General features: G+C 49.0%; 16 protein-coding genes and 2 pseudogenes. 10 read left to right on the forward strand and 8 right to left on the reverse strand.

Going from position 1 to position 19438, the window contains the following annotated elements; translation table 11 throughout:
• Position 1: 1 nt before the first annotated feature.
• Both PSE6802_RS0108860 and PSE6802_RS28295 read right to left on the reverse strand, forming a co-directional pair.
• A complete protein-coding gene (locus PSE6802_RS0108860; protein ID WP_019499697.1) occupies positions 2–745 on the reverse strand; it encodes a metal ABC transporter ATP-binding protein in 744 nt (247 codons plus the stop codon).
• Positions 746–912: 167 nt separating this feature from the next.
• Entirely contained in the window at positions 913–1959 is a 1047-nt protein-coding gene (locus PSE6802_RS28295) for a metal ABC transporter substrate-binding protein (RefSeq protein WP_019499699.1), read from the reverse strand.
• 549 nt (positions 1960–2508) lie between these two features.
• Between PSE6802_RS28295 and PSE6802_RS0108875 the strand changes: the two genes are divergently transcribed.
• From PSE6802_RS0108875 to PSE6802_RS0108900, 5 genes are all read left to right on the forward strand, one after another.
• Positions 2509–3135, forward strand: a complete 627-nt coding sequence (locus PSE6802_RS0108875) for a hypothetical protein (protein ID WP_019499700.1) — start codon at positions 2509–2511, stop codon at positions 3133–3135.
• 117 nt (positions 3136–3252) lie between these two features.
• Entirely contained in the window at positions 3253–3660 is a 408-nt protein-coding gene (locus tag PSE6802_RS0108880; RefSeq protein ID WP_412973440.1) for a hypothetical protein, read from the forward strand.
• A 167-nt stretch (positions 3661–3827) separates the two neighbouring features.
• Positions 3828–4082, forward strand: a complete 255-nt coding sequence (locus PSE6802_RS0108885; RefSeq protein WP_019499702.1) for a hypothetical protein — start codon at positions 3828–3830, stop codon at positions 4080–4082.
• A 471-nt stretch (positions 4083–4553) separates the two neighbouring features.
• Positions 4554–5183: a Crp/Fnr family transcriptional regulator gene (locus PSE6802_RS0108895; RefSeq protein ID WP_019499704.1), complete on the forward strand. Its 630-nt coding sequence runs from the start codon at positions 4554–4556 to the stop codon at positions 5181–5183.
• Between the two features lie 404 nt (positions 5184–5587).
• Positions 5588–7234 carry an iron uptake porin gene (locus PSE6802_RS0108900; RefSeq protein ID WP_019499705.1) on the forward strand — a complete coding sequence of 549 codons (1647 nt, stop codon included), beginning with the start codon at positions 5588–5590 and terminating at the stop codon, positions 7232–7234.
• 259 nt (positions 7235–7493) lie between these two features.
• On the opposite strand, the gene PSE6802_RS0108905 is transcribed toward PSE6802_RS0108900, so the two are convergent.
• The gene (locus PSE6802_RS0108905; protein WP_019499706.1) at positions 7494–7928 is read right to left on the reverse strand and encodes a Fur family transcriptional regulator; all 435 of its coding nucleotides are present in this window, start codon (positions 7926–7928) and stop codon (positions 7494–7496) included.
• Between the two features lie 496 nt (positions 7929–8424).
• Here PSE6802_RS0108905 and katG point away from each other — a divergent pair, with 496 nt between their 5' ends.
• Positions 8425–10620, forward strand: a complete 2196-nt coding sequence (gene katG / locus PSE6802_RS0108910) for a catalase/peroxidase HPI (RefSeq protein ID WP_026103180.1) — start codon at positions 8425–8427, stop codon at positions 10618–10620.
• A 155-nt stretch (positions 10621–10775) separates the two neighbouring features.
• Here the strand turns inward: katG and PSE6802_RS28300 are convergent.
• The 5 genes and pseudogenes from PSE6802_RS28300 to PSE6802_RS0108935 form a co-directional block, all read right to left on the reverse strand.
• Positions 10776–11036 (reverse strand): annotated as a pseudogene (locus tag PSE6802_RS28300) (hypothetical protein); the annotation flags it as partial.
• Positions 11037–11086: 50 nt separating this feature from the next.
• Entirely contained in the window at positions 11087–11365 is a 279-nt protein-coding gene (locus tag PSE6802_RS28305) for a Uma2 family endonuclease (protein ID WP_019499709.1), read from the reverse strand.
• A complete protein-coding gene (locus tag PSE6802_RS30900) occupies positions 11346–12602 on the reverse strand; it encodes a YHYH protein (RefSeq protein ID WP_019499710.1) in 1257 nt (418 codons plus the stop codon). Before PSE6802_RS30900 ends, PSE6802_RS28305 begins: the two co-directional genes overlap by 20 nt.
• A gap of 37 nt (positions 12603–12639) precedes the next feature.
• Complete coding sequence (locus tag PSE6802_RS30905; RefSeq protein WP_019499711.1) at positions 12640–14433, reverse strand: sensor domain-containing diguanylate cyclase; 1794 nt, start codon at positions 14431–14433, stop codon at positions 12640–12642.
• A 284-nt stretch (positions 14434–14717) separates the two neighbouring features.
• Positions 14718–15917: a Fic family protein gene (locus tag PSE6802_RS0108935; RefSeq protein WP_019499712.1), complete on the reverse strand. Its 1200-nt coding sequence runs from the start codon at positions 15915–15917 to the stop codon at positions 14718–14720.
• A gap of 496 nt (positions 15918–16413) precedes the next feature.
• Here PSE6802_RS0108935 and PSE6802_RS0108940 point away from each other — a divergent pair, with 496 nt between their 5' ends.
• From PSE6802_RS0108940 to PSE6802_RS0108955, 4 genes and pseudogenes are all read left to right on the forward strand, one after another.
• Positions 16414–17001, forward strand: coding sequence for a Panacea domain-containing protein (locus PSE6802_RS0108940; RefSeq protein WP_019499713.1), 588 nt, complete (start codon positions 16414–16416; stop codon positions 16999–17001).
• Positions 16973–17349: pseudogene (locus tag PSE6802_RS35785) on the forward strand (hypothetical protein). Before PSE6802_RS0108940 ends, PSE6802_RS35785 begins: the two are co-directional and overlap by 29 nt.
• Before the next feature lie 98 nt (positions 17350–17447).
• Complete coding sequence (locus PSE6802_RS0108950; protein WP_019499715.1) at positions 17448–18881, forward strand: DNA-3-methyladenine glycosylase 2 family protein; 1434 nt, start codon at positions 17448–17450, stop codon at positions 18879–18881.
• Complete coding sequence (locus tag PSE6802_RS0108955) at positions 18878–19417, forward strand: methylated-DNA--[protein]-cysteine S-methyltransferase (protein ID WP_019499716.1); 540 nt, start codon at positions 18878–18880, stop codon at positions 19415–19417. Before PSE6802_RS0108950 ends, PSE6802_RS0108955 begins: the two co-directional genes overlap by 4 nt.
• The last annotated feature ends 21 nt before the right edge of the window (positions 19418–19438 follow it).

Below are 19438 nucleotides of genomic sequence, written 5' to 3' on the forward strand. Positions count from 1 at the left end.
ATTATCCGGCTATAGAAGGGTTTGGCACTGTAATTCCAAATGTCCGCGAGAGATTTTCCTCCGTGAACACCTCAGAAGTGGGACCGTAGGCAAGGATGGTACGATTGACCAAAATCGCCCGATCACAGAACGTAGCGATCGAAGCCAGGTCGTGGGTCGAAATTAAAATCGTTTTGCCTGCATCGCGCAACTCCACTAAAAGCTGCACGATCGCTTTTTCCGTTTTGATATCCACCCCAGAAAATGGCTCGTCTAATAAAATTACTTCCCCTTGCTGTGCCAGAACCCGCGCGAGGAAAGCCCGCTTTTTCTGCCCGCCTGACAGTTCGCCGATCTGTCTATCTTTAAATTCGCGCATGTGAGTGCGATCTAGGCTATCCAGGACAATCTGGCGATCGCGACGGCTGGGAATCCGCAACATATTCATATATCCATAGCGCCCCATCATCACCACATCCTCAACGCTGACAGGGAAATTCCAATCCACATCTTCTGATTGCGGAATATATGCTACCAGGTTCTCTTTTTGCACTCGTGCCGTAGGTAGACCGTGAATCAGGACTCGGCCAGTTTTCGGTTTCACAAACCCCATAATCGCCTTGAACAGCGTTGATTTCCCGCTGCCATTCATGCCCACCAAACCACAGATCGAACCCGCCGACAATTGCAGATTCGCCCCATGCAGCGCTACTTTCCCGCTATAGGAAACTGTCACATTCTCGACTTGAATACTCGGTACGGTCATAAATCAATCCAACCTCCAAATAACAACATCAAATCCACGTAAGGATTAAGCATTTGCCCGATAATCTTCAGTATCAAACCCAGGTATTCTGTGCAAATGCTTAACCCCTCCGATACCTCCGATACCTCCGATATCCCCGATATCCTCGACATCATCCCTAACTCCCATCACTGCAATCCCCTCACAAGCGTCTCCACGTTGTATCGCATGAGGGTCAAATATGTGGGCACCGACCCACCTGAGTCGGAGAGGGAATCAACATAAAACACACCACCAAACTTTGTCCCAGCTTCTGCTGCCACCTGCTTCTGGGCATCGGCGCTGACCGTACTTTCGCAGAACACTACGGGAATTTTGTTCTGTCGCACCACATCTATAACTTTTTGTACCTGTCTGGGTGTGGCTTGCCGTTCCGAGTTCACCGCCCATAGATATACCTCCGTTAAGCCATAGTCTTTAGCCAGATAGGAAAAAGCTCCTTCACAGGTGACGATAAAACGGCGATCGCGTCCAATTGTCTCGATCTCCGTCTTAAGTTGGCGATCTATGGCTTGAATTTCCTGGCTATATCTTTTGGCATTGGCATTATATGTAGAAGCATTTTCGGGATCTAATTGCACGAGGGCTTTACGGATATTCTCCACATAGATTAATGCCAGCTTTGGTGACATCCAGGCATGGGGATTGGGTTTGCCAGCGTAGGCATCTTCAGAAATATTGATTGGCGTAATCCCTTCGCTAATCGTGACGTGGGGAACGTTATTTAATCCCTGGTAAAACTTTTCCGCCCAGCGTTCTAAGCCCATGCCATTGTCGAGAATCAGGTCGGCTGTTTGGGCGCGGATTAAATCGCTAGGGGTCGGCTCGTAACCGTGAATCTCAGACCCAATCTTGGTCAAGGACTCCACCACCGCCGCATCGCCAGCAACATTACGAGCCATATCGGCAATCACCGTAAACGTGGTCAGAACTATCTTTTTACGTTTGGCCTGGGAGGTTGGACTGTTAGTACCAGTACCAGTGCGATCGCCAGGTGTTGTGCTTGGAGAGTTACAAGCGATCGTACAAGTTACCAGCAACAAACCCACCACGGCTTGTCCGACTCGCCCTAGCCGTAGTTGCCGATCGCTCCTTTGATTGCCCGTCCGATACACCTGCATATAAGCTGTACTGTCACCCGATCTGGTGGGGATATATGTAAAAGAGTTTTTCATTATTCTTTCACTTTCATTATTCTTTCATATTTTTGCGGTTAGCGATCGAGCGAATTAAAAATAATTGCTACCGAATCTAGCAAGATTCAGCGTGCAGGCGTGGAACCATCGCATGGTCGCCAGCCCCCACACCCCACTACAAGGTCGCGAAGGGTTATTAAGTAACTAAATTGCAAATTTTTAGCGATTTAAGTTAACACATGTACTTTTATAGTATAAATAATTATTCTCAATAAGAGTAAAGGTGCTACGAGGTAGCAAGTTTAGCCTTGTAGCTGCTTGCTCGGGATTGAAGAAGTTATTTATAGAAAAGTTAAGACTCAGACATGAAGGAAACAATATTCGCTTCACTGTTCGTCCTTTTTAGAAATGTTGGTGCTTTTTGGCAAGGATATTCCCAAAAAGCAGTTAAGTATAGCTGTGGACAGATCTTTTTAGTCCAGGGGGTGTCGGGATGTCCCTCCCACGCAGGGGTTCTATCCCTGCACCCCGTCCTAAGACTGCTGGCTATAGCTATTTTGTCAATGAAACAGGAGGTAAGTGTAAAACATGACAGGAGCAACTAAAAGTTCTGAAATTCAGACTTACGACTTCCCCCGTCAATTAGATGCAGCGCAGGTTGCAGTTTATGGCTTAAGTATTCTATCCGCTGGTTTATTTCTACTATTACCCTTTGTCAATTTATTGCATCCCAGTCCTTGGCAGCGCTGGATGGGGACTCTGCATGGTGTTGGCTCGCTGTTGGCAATGGTAGTAATGGTGTATGCTGGGCATCTCGCGTTTCCGCTCCTACGCGGAGCCGCCAAAATTTTGCCTCAGATGCGGACGTTGAGTTTTTGGTCGAGCGTGCTGTCGTTTCTGGCGATCGCGACAGGCAATCTCGCCTACATGCGCTACCGTGCCAGTTTAGATAATGGTGGTGCTAGAGCCTGGTTAAAGGAAAATTCGCCTTTGACCCAGTACGTCTTGATGGAATATCACGAATTCACGGTTTTATTCACGTTGCCTTTGGGTATTGCCTGTACCTGGGTGCTGTGGAAGTATGGCGATGCGATTCTAGACAAGCAAAATCGTCCCGTACTGACGGCAACCTGCATTGGCTTGATGTTGATGATGTTCTTTGCGATCGGCGGTATGGTGAGCGGCTTGGGCGTTGCCAAGATCCATGCTTTGTAATTTAGGAGTGAAATGAATATGACTAGACGAATAGGTCGCAGTCGCGATGATGAGACAACCTACAAAATACCTCGTCGCCACCTAGACGATGAACCGATCTATGGCAAAGCATGGGCGATGTTAAAGCGCTTTCCTCAAGGTTTGGCGGCGGGTTCGGAGCGATCGCCTGAGGTCTCAGGGCCAGCGGCGGCGGCTTCGATCGCGGCAGCAATTGGTTGTTTTACCATGATGGTGGCGCATCATCTTTCAGATACATCCAAAGCACGCGAGGCATTTCTGCTGCAACTGGGTAGCTGGATTCCTGGAGCCACCAACCCAGACCAAATGTGGGGCAACATTGGTAGTTATGCGGGCAAAGAAACCATGCTTCTGATTGGTTGGTTGCTCAGTTGGCCGATTTTGTACTCCTTACTCAAACACAAGCAGGTTAAATCTAGAACCATCTTCTTTTGGATGTTTGCTCTAATTGCAGCAGCCACAGCCATGTCCTGGCATCCGCTATTTCCCTACATGCCTTTAATTTGAGAGGGTGTTGGAAAAGTCTCTTAAATCTTTGCATTAGCCCCTCTAACCCCAATTGTGGGGAATGAAGCTCAAAGTCCCCCAAAATTGGGGGATTTTGAGGGCGAGTGCGAAGCATTAGCAACTTCTCAAACAGGCTCTGAAGTTCTTTTAAATATTGAAACCAAGCTATGAAACAAGAATTGCCAATTAACAATATCGAGCAGGCACCAGTTAGCTCGTTGCAACCACTACCTGCTCGAAAGATGCACAAAATCGTATTTGCTTTCATGGGTCTTTTTACCGCGATCGCAGTTACCTACCCGATCGCCATGTGGCGTGTCAGTCAGATGGACAAATTTCGCGGTTTCCACGTTAAATCTTTATCAGATAATCTGAGGGCTCCAGCTAACGAGGTTACAGGTACAAAGGCTACACCTAAGTAAACGTCAGTTCGCTTACCGATCTGCCCTCACGTTATAGCGCTTTTCAGTTGAGAACGGGTTTTATTTTTGGGGTGAAGGGGTTCCACCCCTTCTTGGGGGCGTTGCCCCCAAACCCCCTACTCTTTACGATCTGAAAACCGCCATAAGTCAGCGAGCAAATACAGGAAAAATTGCCCTCAGTCCAGGTTGAGGGCAATTTTTTAAAAATTAAATATTTAGTACTCAAATAGTGCTGCGATCTGATACCATATGCCTATTGCAAATAACTAGCAAATAGATAGCAGTATTTTCGTAAATAATGCAACTTACTATACCTTCTAGATTCCAGCGTAAGAAGTTTAAATTTTTACGCCCCCAGCGTGCTTCCTCCGCTTCAAATGGAGGCACGTAGGTATACATGCTCGCACGATCTGCAACTCATCTTTCTGAATCTGGATTTTCCTGAATTAATCAAATAAAGGTAGTACGTACATGCTCGATCTCGTGGAATACAAATACGAAAAACTAAGACGATCGCAATGTCTGACCAATAACGACATCAATACCGCATCAAAATTGCCATCCAGTCTAATGCAGCACACTTTTGGGCGAGGCGAGCATATGCCGCTGCCGCCAAATGTGTTGTGGCAGATCGAATTTGGCATCGTGCGGACGTTGACATGGAATGATGACGGCAAGCAAAGTACGCTGGGCTTGTGGAGTAAGGGAGATATCATTGGCGAACCGCTATCGAGTATCAATCCCTATGAGGCAGAATGCCTGACTAGCGTAACGGTGAGCGTTTTACCGTCTAGTTTGTGGGATCGGGCGTTTGATGCCATATTTGCGCATATCCAACAGGCGGAAGAATTATTACATATCCTGCACTGCGATCCGATCCATCTTCGGCTTCGATTACTGTTGTGCTGGCTATCTGAGAAGTTCGGAACCAATGTGCCACAAGGCAGATTGATTAACCTGAGCCTCACGCACCAGGAGATTGCCGAACTAATTAATACAACTCGAGTCACAGTTACGAGAAATCTCAAACAATTAGAACAGAATGGAATTATTTCGTATGACAAGAGAAGAGCGATCGTCCTGACCTCTTTTGATTCCTAAATGTTAATAACTCACCTTACGCGGAAGATCCTGAAACCCTCACCCCTAGCCCCTCTCCCTGAGGGAGAGGGGGACAAAACCAGAGCGGGGGCTACGCCCCTGCGACCCTTATGTATAAAGGGTACGTGCAGGTTAAAGGAGATAAGGATTCCGCGTAACATCAGTTAATAAAAAGAGTTAATGAGGCTGGCAAAGCAACTCCTTATATGGTAAGAATGATTATTATTATCACTTTTTGTATAGCTTACCTGGTTAACAGGTTTTGATTAGGACTTATAGCTATAGCCAATAGGTTCAGGACAGAGTGCAGGGGTGGAAGCCTCCCCTGTAATAACCAATCTGTCCGCGGCTATAGGTGAGTTCTATATAAAATTCAGTAGAAATTTTGTTTAGTGAGGAGTTTTATGTCTAAGTTTTATCTATCGTTGGCGGGAGTTTTAGCATTTAGCGGTTTAGGCATTATGGCACCGTCCGTAATGGCAGAACCATCGGCAATTTCTCCTGAAATGCAGCAGTACGCCCAAGAGGCGGTTACGCCCGCATCTCCCACGGCGCAGAACGTAACCTCGGTTTCCCAACTGTCTGATGTCAAGCCTACAGACTGGGCATTTACGGCGCTCCAGTCTCTGGTAGAACGCTATGGTTGCATTGCTGGTTATCCCGATCGCACCTTTCGAGGTCAGCGTTCCCTCACTCGGTTTGAGTTTGCCGCAGGCTTAAATGCTTGCTTGGATAAGATTAACGAAATTCTCACCGCTGGTTTAGCAGACAAAGCCAGCAAAGAAGACCTGGCTGCCATCCAAAAGCTCCAGGAAGAATTTGCAGCGGAACTGGCAGCTCTCAAGGGTCGAGTCGATACGCTCGAATCCAAAACTGCTACCCTGGAGGCACAGCAGTTTTCCACCACGACCAAGCTAGAGGGACAAGCGATTATCTCCTTCTCTGGTAGTGGTTCCGGCGACACGTTGCTCAGACAGCCCGCCCTCGATCTGGCAGGTCGCCCCGTGCTATCCGAGCAGCCTGGGAATGCGAATACAACTGCGATCGCCAGAGTCCGACTCAACTTCAATACCAGCTTTACGGGCGAAGACATGCTCATAACTCGTTTAGAAGCTGGTAATAACGGTAGTAATGCCGCTAACTTCCTCGACCAACCGGATCGTCTTACTGGCTTTACTGGTTTTGCCAATAGTTCGGCGCTGGACTACAGCGGTGCTGGCACCAACTTTTCTTTGGGTAAGCTAGTCTATGAATTTCCCATCGGTAAGGATATCACAGTCGCTGTGGGGCCAGTAATTTCGCTCAACGACTACGTCGATCATAATAGCTTTGCCAACGATGAAGCTAGCGATTTTTCCAGCGGCATGTTCATCAACAACCCGTTGATTCTACCTGTTAATGGTGGTGCAGGTGCAGTTATTAGCTGGAACTTTGGCAGTGGCCCGATTACCCTACGCGCTGCCTACGTTGCTGCAAATGGCGAGTTTGCCGCTGCTGATAACGATATCAATCGCGGTTTGTTTGGCGATCCTTATCAAGGCACTGTGGAGCTAGAGTTTTCACCTAAGGACGGAGACAAACCAGGGCCATTTGCATTGCGCTTGCAGTATACAGGTGCTTCCGTCAACAATCTGGAATACAGCATTGGCGGTGTTAACCTGGAGTGGGCGATCGCGAAAGGATTTGGTATTTTCGGTCGCTATGGTTTCGGCAGCATTAGCAATCGCGGTAACGCCATCGCCGATGCTCTCCCCACCTACGTCAATGCTTCCTTTAGAGGTTCCAATCTGAATCCTTCAACATGGTCGGCAGGTTTCGCTTTCCCAGATCTGTTTAAGGAGGGGGCATTGGCAGCGATCGCTGTAGGTCAGCCCTTTATCGAAGGCAACGTGGGAAACAGCACCCAAACTAATTTGGAGTTGTTCTACAAGATTCCGGTATCGGACAACATCCACATCACTCCTGATTTGCAGTTCATCTTTAATCCCAATAACAATAGTGCAAATGGCACGATTACGGTTGGTACGATCCGTACCGTGTTCTCTTTCTAAAGAATAGTTGCTGTCAGTTCTATCTTTCCTCTCACACAAGTCCGCCAAGGCGGGCTTTTTTTAATGGCGGAACTTCTAATACTAATTCTCTAAAGCTATACTACGGATTCAGATCTCCCTAAATCCCCTTTAAAAAGGGGGACTTTAAGTAGTTCCCCCCTTAAAAAGGGGGGTTAGGGGGGATCTTCACTTAACATTGGTAATAGATACATTTAGCATGACTTCCATCTATAGAACGCAGTAGACCCCAATGGATGCATCAACGATCGCGACACTTCTCACACAGCCCATAGAGGGTTACCTCATAACCAGATACCTGGAATCTAGACCGAAGATGATTCATGTCGATGTCCGGTAATTCATTCCAGAGAATGTCTTCAATCTTACCGCAACACTGACAACGAAAATGATGGTGGGGAGCAACATTGGCATCATACCGACACACCCCTTCATCCAACAGTACCTCTCGCACCAACCCAACTTCACAAAGTGCCTGCAGCGAACTATAAATCGTCGATTGCGATGAAATGGGGGCATTCTGATTCAGATCGTGAAAGAGCTGCTCGACAGTTGGATGATCGGCACGATGCATTAAATTGGCATAGACTGCAAAACGTTGGGGGGTGACTCGCAAACCACGAGCTTTCAAGGTTTGGATAATTGAGTCCGTTCGATCTGCTATTACTCGTTCCATAGACTTTTCTCTATACTACTCTATGCCCAATCTCTGGACAGTTTCTTTGACCCAAGAATAATGCCGATCGCATTGCCGATCTACAGCACCCCAGTATTTTGGGATCGGAATATTTCTTCTTATCAGTTCACATAAGTATACCATTCCTATTTCAGAAGTAAAACGATCTAGAATTTCTTCTAAAGAATAAGTAATTCTACTTATTGAGTAATACCTAAATCGGAATTATTCTTAAGTATTATTGATTGAGTACTAAACACCAGGTGCCAATACAAATACCTAAATCATTAGACCTTATCGGAAATCGTGGAACCCTTATCCAATAAGGATTCCAGAGATGGGCTTGAGATTGCTTGAAACTCGTGCAGTGTAAGTATTTGAGTGCCTATTTAAGTGCCTTTTGACCCAGTTTGTTTTCCGCATTTTATGTGCTATTCGTTTGCAGTACCTGAAGTACATCAACAAATCCACACCACGACACTCGATAGGAGATACTATGAGCAGCGAAAGCAGATGTCCATTTATGGGCGGAGTTCAGAAATTCACGGCTGGTAGTGGCACGTCGAACCGAGACTGGTGGCCGAATCAGTTGAACCTGAACATCCTCCACCAGCACTCACCCAAGTCCAATCCCATGGGTGAGGCGTTCGACTACGCTAAGGCGTTCAAGAGTCTCGACTATGCTGCCCTGAAAGCAGACATCTTCGAATTGATGACTGCATCTCAGGACTGGTGGCCAGCCGACTACGGTCACTACGGGCCGCTCTTCATTCGAATGGCTTGGCACAGTGCAGGTACGTACCGCATCGGCGACGGTCGCGGCGGCGGCGGCACCGGCAACCAGCGGTTTGCGCCGATCAACAGTTGGCCCGACAACGCCAACCTCGACAAAGCACGCATCCTGCTTTGGCCGATCAAGCAGAAATACGGCGAGAAAATCTCTTGGGCTGACCTGATGATCCTTGCTGGCAACTGCGCCCTGGAGTCAATGGGATTCAAAACGCTCGGTTTCGCGGGCGGGCGCGCAGACATTTGGGAGCCTGAAGAAGACATTTACTGGGGTTCTGAGGCCGAATGGCTGGGCGACAAGCGTTACACTGGCGATCGCGAGCTGGAAAATCCTCTGGGCGCGGTGCAAATGGGTCTAATCTACGTGAACCCGCAAGGACCAAACGGCAATCCCGACCCGTTCGCATCGGGGCGAGATATTCGCGAAACGTTCGGGCGGATGGCGATGAACGATGAGGAGACAGTGGCGCTCGTTGTCGGCGGACACACCTTCGGCAAATGCCACGGTGCCGGTGATGCCGCGTTGGTCGGACCCGAACCTGAAGGTGCCAGCATTGAAGAGCAAGGTCTCGGCTGGAAGAGCAGCTTTGGCAGCGGCAAAGGCGTGCATACAATCACTAGCGGTATCGAGGGCGCATGGACCACCAACCCGGTGAAATGGGACAACAACTACCTCGAAAACCTGTTCGGCTATGAGTGGGAACTGGTGAAAAGCCCTGCTGGCGCGCATCAGTGGACTCCTAAAGGAGGTGCAGGTGCGGATACGGTGCCCGACGCGCACGATCCATCCAAGCGACATGCTCCTATCATGACCACGGCGGACATGGCTATGAAGATGGATCCCACGTACGAGCCGATTGCAAGGCGCTTCCTCGATCGCCCAGAGGAGCTTGAAGTGGCGTTCGCCAAGGCCTGGTTCAAGCTGACGCATCGCGACATGGGGCCGCGATCGCGCTATATCGGCCCGGAGGTTCCCGCAGAAGAGTTCCTGTGGCAAGATCCCGTCCCTTCAGTCGCCCATGCAGCGATCGACGAGCAGGATATCGCCGCCCTTAAGGGCAAGATCCTTGCTGCGGGGCTGTCTATCTCCCAACTGGTCTCGACGGCTTGGGCTTCAGCGTCAACGTTCCGTGGCTCCGACATGCGCGGTGGGGCGAACGGGGCGCGCATTCGGCTTGCGCCGCAGAAGGATTGGGAAGTCAACCAGCCAGCCCAACTGGCAACGGTGTTGCAGACGCTGGAGGCAATCCAACGGGAGTTCAACAGCTCCCAGTCTGGAGGGAAACAAGTCTCCCTCGCTGACACGATCGTTCTGGGTGGATGTGCAGGTGTCGAGCAAGCGGCGAAGAACGCCGGACACGATGTCAAGGTTCCTTTCAAGCCCGGACGTACGGATGCGTCGCAGGAGCAAACGGACGTGCAATCCTTTGCCGTCCTCGAACCCAAGGCAGACGCGTTCCGCAATTACCTCAAAGGTGGCCTCACCCTATCTGCGGAGGAGTTGCTGGTGGATCGCTCGCAACTGCTAACGCTGACCGCCCCTGAAATGACGGTTCTCGTTGGTGGCATGCGCGTCCTGAATGCTAACTTCGGTCAGAGCCAGCACGGTGTCTTCACCAAGCGGCCAGAGTCATTGACCAATGACTTCTTCGTGAACCTGCTTGACTTTGGCACGACGTGGAAGGCGACTTCTGAAGCTCAAGATGTGTTTGAGGGGCGCGATCGCAAAACGGGCGAACTCAAGTGGACGGGTACCCGTGTCGATCTCATCTTTGGATCGAACTCGCAGCTACGCGCCCTTGCCGAAGTCTATGGATGTGCGGACTCGCAACCGAGATTTGTGCATGACTTTGTGGCGGCGTGGGACAAGGTGATGAACCTCGATCGCTTTGACCCTAGCTAGTCTCAGCGCAAAGATCTTTTATACATTTGCATTTTAATCTATGCGATCGCCCCTCCGTCTCAATTCAGACGCTATGAGGTGCGATCGCTATTTATGGCTTCTATTCTAACCCTACCACCTTCCACAGCCCGAATTTGCAGATCGTAACCATAGAGCAAACTCATCCCACCAAAGCGATGAACGGCTCGATGCCCAATACGAACGATCCAGGGTTGAGCATCTGGGAGCCTCTGGAATAATCGATCGGTTGCTGTTAAAATCTCATCTGCAAGCTCGAAGGCTCCAGTTTCAATGTCGATCGCTACAATCTTGCCATAATTTCCTTCCTCGACTTGCGGACGCACTTGCGACTCATAGATCGCATCGCCGCGTCTGGCAAACTCTTCTTTACTATATCGAGGTTGTCGAACTGCCATAGCATGTAACTAATAAAGCATAAAACTACTCCTTTAATTGATTTCTACTCCTAGTTTTCAGCACAATCGCCATTCATGCTCTCAAGAGCATCAAAAGAGACATCTTCATATAAATCCGCGATCGCGCATCGATAATCTACGCTGGACAAATATACTTCCTCCCCTTCTCCATAGGGATAAAGCACCCATTGCCCCGACTCGCTGCGACGAAAAACTTCAACGTTGACGCGATCCTGACTAATTAATACGTATTCCTGCAAAGAATCTAGTTGGCGATAGTCGGCAAACTTATCGCCGCGATCGACCGCCCTACGGAACGCCCAAAGCATCGCGCAACATGCGTTCGCTGATGCCGAGTCGACTTGCTGCTGCGCCCAGGTTGGGAGGTGGTGGGCCGAGTGCTTCTCGTAATTGTCGTTCGCTAATGCCCAGTTTCCTCGCCGCGATCGCCAGATCGGGATGGCGCGGTGGCGGTGGCGGATTGCCAAAATTCTGAGGTGGGAAACCCGGTCTATCTCCGGTTTGTGGATAGCGTGGTGGCGGATTGCCAAAATTCTGAGGCGGAAAGCCTGGTCTATCTCTCATGGGCGGCGGCCCGCTCAGTACCATCACATCGCCCATCTTATACTTGCCGCGCATGCAACCCACCGTATAGGGAAAATCCCAAGTGGCGTGATAGTGATACATCGATACCTGCTTTCCATTCCAAGCGATCGCGTGCGTATGTCCGTGACAGGCATCCAGATCGGCACTCGCTAGAATCCTGCCACCTTCGCCGCGCCGTCCGTAAATCCCAAATCCGTCCAAGCTGTAGCCGATAAGCGTGGAATGACCGTCCTTAGTTGTCCGATCGGGCAGACAAGTTGTGGCGCTGTGATAGTGATAAACGCCAGATTCTTGCGGGTGTCCCTGACAGGCATCCTGCGCCTCGTGCGCCACGGCATCGCGACCCGGTGCGTCGAGCGCGTTGAACAAAACTACACCCGTCTCCAGAATACCAACTGCTCCTGGTGTGCAAGTAGGCTGGGCTGCCAGTTGGGGATTGGCAGGCAACTCCACCTGCATGTTCTGCATGGCAATTCTGTTCGGATTGCGATCGTAGAGGAATGCATCATCGGTTTGGGCAATGGGATATACACCCGTGGGATGGTTCGGCAGGTCGTTGGTGGTAAAAATGCGCTTGTTCCCTTGCAGCGACATCTTAAAGCGATGTGGCCAGGTTACTCCGCCATCGACAACTGCTTTGGCAGTGAAATCGTAGGTGCCGTCAGCTTTAATCCACGATCCATTGAAAAAAGCCCCGCCAGCAGTGGAATCGATGCGGCAAGGCCAAATCCATCCCGCCCTCGGACTGTTGGATATTTTGCCATCGCCTAATGGCAGTCGCGTCAGGTCTACTCCATTTACTTGGGATACGAGAACAGGCTTTGAGGTCTGAGGATTCCCCGTCGCCTGCTGCGTGCTCGTAGCAAAACTTACGAAGCCCAACCTGTCAAAATTTATGCCGTGCAGTGCGACAACTAAGGCAATTACCGCTAATACAATTCCAATAAAACGTTTATGCATAATTCTAGGGTTCTGTCTGGCTGGAAAGAGAAAAATATTAACGCACTCCAAACTTCGCTCCCGCATCCGTTGGAGGATTAGCGATCGCAGGCAAAGCGGCAACGATACGATTTCTCCCTTCATTTTTTGCTTGGTAAAGATGCTCGTCTGCGCGTGCAATTAAATCCCTCAGAGACAGATGAGGCTGGGGAATCAAGCTGCAAACCCCAATGCTGAGGGTAACGTAATCGGTAGCCTTAGAACCGGAATGAGGAATATTGAGATGTAAAACAGATATTCGCATTTGCTCTGCTACGGCAATAGCATCCCTTACCGGAGTGCTGTGCAAAATCACCGCAAATTCCTCTCCGCCATAGCGAGCGACGATCGCGTTTGCTTCGTCCTCTACAACCGCAGACATGGCTTTTGCTACCTTCTGCAAGCAGAGATCGCCCGCCAGGTGACCGTAGATATCGTTGTAAGGTTTGAAGAAGTCCACATCGCACAGAAGCAGGGATAAAGATTGAGAGTTTTGTAGAGCCGTTTGCCAAATCTTCTCCAGGTGAATCTGAAAGAAGCGACGGTTCATTACCTGCGTCAAGCCATCCGTACGGGCTAAGCGCTCCAGTTCCTGATTTGCTTCCTCAATTTCTGCTTTTGCCAAATGCAAGTTCTCTTGATAGCGCTCTTGTTGCTCTAACATAGCGTTAATCTCAGCAGCCAGATCGCTAAGTTCGTCTCGACCCGGTAGAGACACCTCTGTAGAGTGACTGAAGTCTGCTTTCACGTCTCTCACCTGGCGGCTCAAGTTGGAAATCCTGGCCAGTACCCAGCGATCGAGCAGCAAATTGAGCGCTATCCCAAAGATCGGAACTATCACCCACAGGAATATGAGTAGGATTTTTACGCCCTCTTCGCCCTGGGCAACGAAAGGCTTGGGAGAGATAGCTTGTAGAACTGCGATCGGTTCGCCTTTGACATCTCTTAGCAGAATATATCCCACCTGAAATTTAGTTGCTTCTTTTGGGAATAACTTTTTCTCGGCTTTTACCTGCGATGTGCTTATTTGGGGAGATCGTAACCGATCGCGGCCTGCAGTCGGTTGGAGATCGTCGCGTCGATTGGGGGCAATGGGCGGCAAATCTCTTGGACGATTTCCCGATCCAATCTCCGGTTGTGGGTCTTGCTTGGGGATATAGTCCTCGATCGCTCGCAAGATGCCTAGCTGGGAATCTCTCAATTGGGCGGGCACTTCAGGCGCTTCTACGCTCAGGAGGTGCAATCGCAAGAGGGTAAGCTCCCCCAGTATTTTCAGGCGATGAGGTCGCAGCCACTGTCCCACCAGCAACCGCAGCGGTTCGCCATTGCTCTGCTCCAACGGACGCTCTGCCAGTAGGAGCAATCCCTCCGATGTTTGCAAAAATCCCACCTGTACGTCTCTGGGAAGATCGAGTGGATCTGCGGTCGGAAGACCAATCCATCGTGTCGGTAAGTTGGCAAGTTGGGCTTGCAGAGACGGTGAAGGCAATTGCGCAGCCCTCAACGAGGGATTCTTCAGATCGCGCGCAACGGGCTTGCCATTGCGATCGAGAACGATCGCCACATCTACATTTGCCCTTACCTCTTCTGAAGGATTTCTGGGGTCTCCAGGTGACGGGCGATTGGTATCGGGTAATACGCCCAAGTCATTGGGAAGAGATGCGATCGCGCGATCGAGTCGACGGTTCATGGTAGTAGTCTCTATCTGGGCGATCTGTCGCAAAACTAGATAAGACAGACCGACTGACAGCCCCATCAGCAGCCCCATAGTTGCTATACTGCTAGCCAGCAAAGTCTTTAATCGCAGATTCATAAGATACAGATCTGTAGCTTCATGGAGAAAAGTTATCAACGCCTGCCACCGCGCTCTGGATTTAACGGACAGCGCCAAAATTCCACGCCCCTGTTGAATGAGGTCGAACGGTTACATGCGATCGCTCGCTCCCTTCAATAAACTTACCATAAGGGCTGTTGTAGAGATCGGTTATATTGCGATCGCCCTAAGCTGTACATATCTCGGCAGTTAGCTAGATGAGTTGTCAATCTAACGGCAAAGACAGGAAGATTGTTTATCAACTTCACCTACTCGCTCAATTGTTATTGCGCTTCAAATGTGTCATCATCCTGATTCAGGATATCAAGATACTCTTTATAGATATATACCTTGTTTCTAGATTTACCAGTTGCCTCAGTCACGATACCAAGTTGCTGAAGATCTTCAATTGCACGTTTAACAGTTGGCTTGGTTGTTGCACAAGCCTCTGCGGTTTCGGGAATTCGGATGGCAATCCTTTTCTTTAAGTAATCGTAGATCGTCAAGTTTGACTGCACTGCAACGGATTGGTAGATCGATCCTCTCCTCGACTGCTCTACTACTTTTCGATCTCGCTCAAAGAGTGCCATTAGAGCGCGGATTTTCTCCGTAGCTTGATTAGCAATAGTTGTAACACCTTCAAGAAAAAATACAAGCCACTCTTCCCAATTTCCTTGAGTTCTTACTTCTTGGAGAAGACGGTAATACTTGTCGCGGTGCTTCTTAAAATAAAGGCTCACATATAGCCACGGTCGTTCCAGAACCCCTTCAGCAACAAGCATAAGCGCTATGAGCATACGACCTACTCGACCGTTACCATCAAGGAAGGGGTGAATTGTCTCAAATTGTGCGTGTGCAAGTCCAACCTTGAGCAAGACAGGATATTCCACAGAATGGAGAAATTTCTCGAACGCACCAAGTACATCTGGCAACTCATGCGGAGGTGGTGGCACAAACATGGCATCACTCGGCTTACTTCCCCCAATCCAATTCTGGGAACATCTGAACTCTCCGGGCGCTTTCAGATCGCCACGAGTACCACGGACAAGCCGCTCATGTGACTCACGAATTAGACGCAAGCTGAGCGGCAGTGTTGAGAGGCGATCGATACCATAGCTCAATGCACCAATGTAGTTGGAAACCTCTTGAACATCTTCCAATACAACTCCCGGTACTGCCTGATTTTCATGAAGAAGTAAATCAGCAATGGATGACTGAGTTCCCTCAATCTGACTTGACAATACGGCTTCTTTTCGGATGTAACTGTATAGAAGTTCTTCTGGTCCTGGTAGTATTCGCCCAATCCCATCAAGTCGCCCCAGAGCTAACCCAGCAGCTTCAAGCTGTCGTTGAAGTACTGAGTCCACCTTAATTGCTGGAACAGGAGGGAGGGGCGCAGGAATAAAGGCTTCATAGGAAGTTTCACCGTTGCCCTGCTGCACCCATCGTCCTGCCCGTTCCGACTTTTTAGTAAAGGATGACATACTTACAAAATTGTTAGTAAAGTAAATCGATATTTACTTTACTAGTGATTTTTAAAAAAGTAAATCCTGTGCACGAAAAATCCTTGAATCGAGATTTGCGTTTGCAGAAGCGTATCAACCATGGGTTTAGCATAACGGTTGAATTGAGCGGCAAGCGATCGCCTTAAGCTGTCACTATCTCATCAGTTAGCTAGATGAGTTGGCAATCTAAAGGTTGAATTGAGCAGCAAGCGATCGCCTAACACAACATTTTACTTTGCTCTTGCATAGCCGGAGCTAAGTGCCGATCTACTTTCGAGACTTAACAGCGCAGCCAAATTATTTGTGCTTGTTTAGTTGCGATCGCAGACAGCCCCCAAGGATAGCTACAAGCAGCTTGCTAAATCGCTTAGCATTTTTGTACGATTTTCATACTATTTATAATATAATAATTATCAGGCTACTATTTTGTAATTTTGCTAGCATGAAACGTTTATTTAACACTGAAGGTTGAGCAATGATCGACTGTCTCAATGTGGCTCGCTACTTCATTATGAAGGCTTATGAGGATGGTTTAGAAGCTGAAATGACCAATATGAAGGTTCAGAAGCTCCTGTATTATGCTCAAAGCTTACATTTGGCGCTATACGATGAGCCATTATTTGAAGAAGAAATTCAGGCATGGCGTTATGGGCCTGTTTGTCCTCGTGCCTATGGATTCTACAGCGATTTTGAGGCTCAACAACTACCAATTCCTCGCAAAGAATCCTTGTTACAGCTCCCATCTGACAAGAAAGAACTTTTAGAAGAAGTTTGGGAATACTTCGGGGGCTACCACGCTTATTTGCTGAGTGATATGACTCATGGGGAATTTCCCTGGAAGAAAACTCGTAAAGGTCTACCACCTGACGCAAGTTCAACTGAGCCAATTCTCCTTGATGATATGAAGGCATTGGGTTGCCAAAAGCTCGATCTAATAGAACGTGAAAACCCAGCATACAAAACAGCGATGTCTGAAGCTTTAAAGGATTCTTTTGCTGCAAAATCTTTAAATCGCATAGAGAAAGGAGAAGTTCGTGACTGGCTCAACTCTCTTCTCGATTGAAGCATCTGATAATTTCAAGCGCTCTTTCAAAAACTTGCAAAAGTTCACAAGGATAGCTTTGTTGAACTTATTACGAAGACTTTAGAAGATTTAACTGATAACCAATACCCGAATAACTCCCGTACCGAACCTCTGCCAGGAACAATTCAGCTACCTGAAGGATGGACGTTCCATAAGCTAGAACTCCGGTTCGCAAAAGGAGCTTCGGGGCAAATTAGACTGATGTATCTCGTAAATGCAACTGCTTGCAAAGTCAGATTGGTTTGGATTTACAGTCACGAGCAGTTTGCCAAACGTCCTGACGATAGCGATCTAAAAAGCGTTATTAGAGAAATCCTAGATTTTTAATATTGCGCGCTATTAATGTCCGAAAATGGCGAGACAATTCGAGATATACCATTTATGCTAGAGCTATTCTGCAATGCCATAACTGAAGACAATAGCCAATGTTGAGCGATGACCAATGCTACCAGGCGATTTTGAGTCGCGATCGCCGTTTTGATGGGGTCTTCTTTGTGGGAGTCTCCAGTACGGGTATCTACTGCCGCAGCATTTGTACGGCTAAAACCCCGCGTCGAGAAAACTGTATTTTCTATCCCAGCGCGGCAGCAGCAGAACAGGCCGGATATCGCCCTTGCTTGCAATGTCGTCCCGAATTAGCGCCCGGTCAAGCCAGGATTGATGCGGTGGGGCGATTAGCAGCAGCAGCGGCCAGTCAGATTGAGGATGGAGCCTTAACCGAGCGATCGCTTCAGGAACTGGCAATTTCGCTTGGTGTTAGCGATCGCCACCTGCGGCGCGTAATTCAACAGGAATTTGGCGTATCGCCAATTCAACTCGCCCAAACCCAGCGTTTGTTACTAGCCAAGCGCCTTTTGACTGATAGTAATTTGTCGATCGCGGATGTGGCGTTTGCCAGTGGATTTTCCAGCGTCCGCAGGTTGAATGCACTATTTCAAAATCGCTATCGTCTCAATCCCACGCAAATTCGCAGAGCTGCACATTTACCGCAGGACGCAATTAGATGCGAACTTGCCTATCGCCCGCCTTTTGATTGGGAAGCTTTGTTGAGTTTTCTGAGGGCAAGAGCGATCGCTGGTGTAGAGGCAATAGATTGCAAGCGATATCAACGCACCGTTGCGATCGATCGGAGTGACGAGCGGTACCAGGGCTGGATTCGGATATCCCAAATCCCCAAGCAGAATAAGCTCCAGGTCGAACTTTCTGCCTCTCTGATTGTGGCGATCTTGCCGATTCTGACTCGTGTCAAAATTTTATTCGATCTAGTTGCCGATCCAGCCCTAATCGCCAAACATTTGGGGGATTTGGCAGCGAGTTCCCCAGGTCTGAGAATACCTGGTGCCTTTGATGAATTTGAGGTAATGGTGCGAGCAATTCTCGGCCAGCAAGTCAGCGTCAAAGCCGCAACCACGCTAATGGGAAGATTGGTCGTAACTTTTGGCAAACCCATTCAAACCCCAATCGCGGGATTGACACATCTCACCCCATCACCTCAACAAATCGCCCAGCTATCCCCTGAGGATTTGACCGCATTGGGAATTATCCACGCCCGCGCTCGCTCAATTCTAGCGATCGCCAGCGCCATTAACGACGGACACCTGAGTCTGAACGCGCATCAGGCAATTGAAACGATAATTACTCAGCTTAAGGCATTACCCGGCATTGGTGATTGGACGGCTCAGTATATTGCCATGCGAGTCTTTGCTTACCCAGATGCATTCCCGCACGGCGATCTGGGCTTGCGACGAGCCTTGGGCATTGAGAAGCCTGCCGAGGTTCTCCAAATTGCGGAATCCTGGCGACCCTGGCGCGCCTATGCTGCTATGTATCTTTGGAAATCTTTGGAGGAAGTCAAATGATTTACTACAAGCGAATCGAGAGTCCTTTAGGTAAGCTGTTGCTAACTAGCGATCGCCGATCGCTGACGGGACTCTACCTCGCCGGACAGAAATACTTTCCCCAGCAAACAGAAATATGGCAGGAAGCTTCACAACTGGAGCTATTTATGCAAACTCAAGAGCAGTTGGAGGAATATTTCGCGTGTCAACGTCAATACTTTGGCTTGCCACTCGATCCGCAAGGGACGGAGTTTCAGCAACGGGTTTGGCAACTCCTCCGCAAGATTCCCTTTGGCGAGACTATTTCCTATGGCACGCTAGCCCAGCGCGTCGGACAACCCAACGCTGCGCGTGCGGTAGGAGCCGCCAACGGACGCAATCCGATCGCGATTATCATACCCTGTCATCGCGTCATTGCTGGTAATGGGAAACTGACAGGTTATGCTGGAGGTATCGATCGCAAGCAATGGCTGCTAGATCGCGAGCGACTTTCACTTGACCGTCAGCAACTTTCACTCAATATCGCCTGCCCGGAGGTTGTTGTAGGCGCTGTTTGAGTTTAGTTTAGAAAAGCATAT

It is taken from the genome of Pseudanabaena sp. PCC 6802 (assembly GCF_000332175.1).
Taxonomy (GTDB): Bacteria; Cyanobacteriota; Cyanobacteriia; order Pseudanabaenales; family Pseudanabaenaceae; genus PCC-6802.